Below are 1,319 nucleotides of genomic sequence, written 5' to 3' on the forward strand. Positions count from 1 at the left end.
AAAGGATCATCGGCACCGAAATCGCGAAGTTGGTCAAAATGAGCGCACCGGGCCGACGCAGCGATCGTATTAACGAGCCAGTTCGCCGTTGCCGAAAGCAAGTTATCAGGGGTATTTGCGGGCAGAGTTCTGCTATTCTCAGAATCAGCCATTGATCTAAGCTCCAATCAGCTAGGTGGTGGTCAGGCTGCATGCGGCGTTCCTAGCACCGTTTGCAGCCGCATTTCTTGATTTTGATGGTCGAAGCTCGATCCTCAACTCAAGCCAGTGAAGGTTACCACATGGATTTAGAGTGATCAATTTGAAATCACATGACACAGACAAAATCAGCGGCGCTCAAATTCGCGCAGCCCGCGCTCTGCTGCGTTGGAGCGCGAAAGAACTAGCAAAGGCCGCGAAGCTAGGCGTTGCGACAGTGAGCCGTGCCGAGGTGGAGGACGATGTGCCTTCGATAACCGCGGCGAATTTGAGCGCGATCAAAATTGCATTGGAACGAGCTGGAATAGAATTCGTTGCCGAAAACGGCGGCGGCGCCGGGGTTCGTTTCCTAAAACCGAAAGCAGACGCATCGGACCAAGTCTGAATACCCTACCGCGCGCTTAGCTGGTTTCAACAGGACTAGTGAACTGCTGAACCGGCCAACGGCAAGAGCGCTGGCGCTTCATCGGTGATCTGGCGGAGGGCCTACCAATGCCAAAGGTTTTGCTCGTCTACTCGGATTGCAGACGCAGTCAGCAGCCAGCCGGTGCAGACGATATCACCCGCCGACCGATAGTCATTAAGGTGCTCAAAGCCGTCGTCCATCCGGATTTGGGAAATGAGATGGTGAGCAGCGTCATGGTAGGCCACAGCGATACGCCTTCTGTCGTGAGTGTTGTTCTCTCAGATGCAGCCGACCGTGAACATCAGCGTGTTTAACAAGTCTTCTGTTTCATCGCTCACCATGAATCGAGCGGCTTAATTTCCAGCGGCAAATCATAACCACAGAAAATCAATGATTTAGACGAAAAACGGGATCGGGTAAACTCGCGGCGGCCAACCCCGATCGCCCACCCGGCTATTGGTCGTCGTCGTACCGCGACGAGGAGGACCGTCCTTGAAGTCTGTCCAGAATTTGGTTCACCTCGTCTGCACATGCTCTCATTGGTTCGTCATCGGCACATTTGACGTCTATCTTGACGTCGCCGTTCTCGATGCGGAACCGGGCGGCCTTAGACAGCATCGGGCGATGGCTCATTGGACCCCCATGCCAACCGCCTCTCATCATTACCTCGTCATCAGCTCGGTGCTGCCCCATTGTTGATGGGTGCGGGTTTGCT

At 54.4% G+C, this 1,319-nt stretch carries 1 protein-coding gene; it reads left to right on the plus strand.

Going from position 1 to position 1,319, the window contains the following annotated elements:
- Positions 1–292 precede the first annotated feature (292 nt).
- Positions 293–583 carry a helix-turn-helix domain-containing protein gene (locus PY650_RS36435; RefSeq protein WP_285884943.1) on the plus strand — a complete coding sequence of 97 codons (291 nt, stop codon included), beginning with the start codon at positions 293–295 and terminating at the stop codon, positions 581–583.
- The last annotated feature ends 736 nt before the right edge of the window (positions 584–1,319 follow it).

Source organism: Martinezella calliandrae (assembly GCF_030272695.1).
In the GTDB taxonomy this organism is placed as follows: domain Bacteria; phylum Pseudomonadota; class Alphaproteobacteria; order Rhizobiales; family Rhizobiaceae; genus Rhizobium; species Rhizobium calliandrae.